This window comes from Nonomuraea sp. NPDC052116 (genome assembly GCF_040680035.1).
In the GTDB taxonomy this organism is placed as follows: Bacteria; Actinomycetota; Actinomycetes; order Streptosporangiales; family Streptosporangiaceae; genus Nonomuraea; species Nonomuraea angiospora_A.
The window spans coordinates 1-2,732 of record NZ_JBFAWA010000094.1 but is presented as its reverse complement, the minus strand read 5'-3'; the positions used below and the strand labels follow the sequence as shown (position 1 = coordinate 2,732).

Below are 2,732 nucleotides of genomic sequence, written 5' to 3'. Positions count from 1 at the left end.
GAGCGGCAGAAGAACATCGCCGCCGAGCAGCGCGCCAACGCCGCCGCCGCGGAACAGCGGGCCCAGTCCGAACGGCAGACGGCCGCCAACGCGCTGAGCGCCGCCCAGGGCGCCGGCGCCACGGCGGCCGACAAGAAGGAAGCGGCGCTGGAGGCCGAGCGTAAGGCGGCCGCGGCCCGTACCACCGCCCTGGAGGCCGAGAGCACCCGGGACACCCTGCAGGCCAAGGCCTCCGCCCGCGAGGCGTACGCCGCGTCCGCCGAGGGCACCGACGCCGCCGAGGGGGCCAGGACCGCCGCCACCCAGGCGCGTTCCGCGGCCGATCGGGCGACCACCGCCGCGACCAACGCGCGCGCCGCCGCCGACCAGGCCACCGCGGCCGCGTCCGCCGCCCGCGAGGCGGCCACGCGGGCCGAGGCCTCCGCGGCCCGCGCCCGGTCCGCCTCCGACGCGGCCCAGCGCGACGTGACGATCACCAACGCGGCGGTCAAGAAGGCCCATGCCGCGGCGGCCGACGCCATCAAGGCGTCGTGGGACGCCTCCATCAACGTCCGTGACGCCGAGCAGTACGCGAAGACCGCCATGGCCAACGCGGTGCGGGCCAAGATGGACGCCGTCGTCGCCCGCAAGGAGGCCGACGCCGCGCACGTCAGCGCGGTCAAGACCGCCGGGTTCGCCTACGCCACCGCCCAGGCGGCACTGGCCGCCCGCGACTCGTCCGTCCAGGTCATCAAGCCGGCCAACGACGCCATTGAGCTCGGCTCCCCGTACAAGGAGACCGACGCCTCCGCGGGCCTGGCCGTACTGACCGCCCAGGCGTCCAAGACGCTGGCCGCCCAGCAGGCCGCCGTCGCCCAGGCCAAGGCCACCCAGGCGAAGAAGGCCGCGACAGAGGCAGCGGCGCTGGCGGCCCAGGCCGACGCCGACGCCAAGGCGGCCGCCATCGCGGCGGCCGACGCGGCGGATTCCGCGGCCAAGGCCGTGGTCTCCCTCAACCAGGCGCGGGCCTCGGCGGACGAGGCGGCAGCGGCGGCCAAGGCGGCGGTGAAGGCCGAGGCCAACACCGTCGAGTACGACCGCCGCGCCACCGCCGACGCCGACGCCGCCGACAAGGCCGCCACCGCCGCCGAAGGCTACGCCGGCGACGCCCGCGACTCGGCCGACGAGGCCGAACGGGACGCCGCCTCGGCCCGCGACGCCGCCAGCGCCGCGGAACAGGACGCCGCCACCGCCCGCGACGTCGCCTCCAAGGCGGAAGCCGACGCGAGCGCCGCGGAGGAAGCCGCCAAGAACGCGCGGCAGAGCGCCGAGGAGGCGCAGGCCGCGGCGATCAGGACCGAGGCGCAGGCCCGCCAGCAGACCCGGGACAGCCAGCGCATCGCCACCTGGGACGGCGGCTTCGCGCTGACGGAGGTGGCGACCGACCTGACCGTGGACTCCTGGAACGGGTCGTGCACCACCGGCTGGGGCGGCGACGGGACCTGCGACATCGACATCCCGCTGCACATCCACGGGACGGTGTACTACAACCTCGCGACGTGCCAGATGACGAGCGCGACCGAGGCGGAGTGCACCCGCTACAACCTGCTCGTCAAGGACGTCGACTTCATCGAGCACCGCACGCTGCACATGGACGTGCGGAAGGTGATCCAGGAGTCGTTCAACAACCTGGTGCACGCCGTGCTCGGCGACTTCATCGACTGCGCCAACTTCAAGGCCTCGGGCTGCGCCTGGGTGGCCGGCGAGATCCTGGGCCCGGTGGTCATCGGCAAGATCGCGAAGAGCGTGTTCGCCTTCCGGAACTCCATCCGCACGGGAGTCGGCGCCGAGGAGGCCGTGGCGGGCCTGGAGGCCGAGGCCGGTCTCGACCAGGCGACCGTGCTCGGGCTCGAGGCGCAGGCGGTGCGCGAGCTCGAGGCGCTCGAGGGCGCCAAGGTCTCGCTCGGCAGCCTCAGAGCCGAGTTCGTGGAGTTGGTACGCCGCAGGGCGCTAGGTTGGGACGCGGCGCAGAAGGGATTCAGGAAAGCCGAGATGGAAACCGCACTCCGTATCGAGTCCGAGCGCGGCGTGCGGCTCAGCCGGTCCAGCGGCACGAGCGAGGACTGGTTCGACCAGTACGGGCGGTCCTACGACGCGGTGGGCAGCGGTCTCACCTCGGAGTTCTTCGAGCGGAGCTGGCCGAGCCTGCAGGGTCAGATTCAGTCGCATCTGGGGAAGGCGCAGTTCGTGCCTGTGGACGTCTCTCTGCTCTCGTCCGCCCAGATCGCGACGGTGAGGGCGTTCATCGAACCGCTGGGACGCAACGTCTTCATCGTGGGTGGCTGATGGCGAACGACATCTTCGTCTCCGACGAGTACGCGTGGACCGCGTCGTTCGGGGTGTTCGAGTGGGTGGTCGAATTCCTGCTGGAAGCCATCGAGGACGCGGCCACCGAAGAACACCTCTCGCTGGTCCTCAGCGCCGGTCTCGGAAGCGTCGACCTGAGAGGGCTGCCGGACGCCGGGCGCGCGCAGATCCTGCGAGCCCTGCGCGGGCCACTGGTGCAGGCGGCCGAGTCGAGCCTCGCGCTCACCCAGCCCGAACCTGCGCGGCGTTTCACCATCGGCCACGTCAAAGTCCTGGCCCTCATGGCCGAGGACGTGGCCGGCTCCGCCGACAGGGAGGGAGCCACCTGAGCTGAGCCCGGCGGCCGTCCTCGTCCCCTTCGCCCCGCCCGCGCTGGCCGCCACCTG

Annotated in this window: 1 protein-coding gene and 1 pseudogene; both read left to right on the top strand. The window is 73.1% G+C overall.

Features of this window, described 5'->3' with window-relative positions; all coding sequences use genetic code 11:
• Positions 1-2,325, top strand: a pseudogene (locus tag AB0L65_RS62765) (hypothetical protein); the annotation flags it as partial.
• Positions 2,325-2,675, top strand: coding sequence for a hypothetical protein (locus AB0L65_RS62760; protein WP_364267550.1), 351 nt, complete (start codon positions 2,325-2,327; stop codon positions 2,673-2,675). The pseudogene AB0L65_RS62765 and the gene AB0L65_RS62760, both read left to right, overlap by 1 nt.
• The last annotated feature ends 57 nt before the right edge of the window (positions 2,676-2,732 follow it).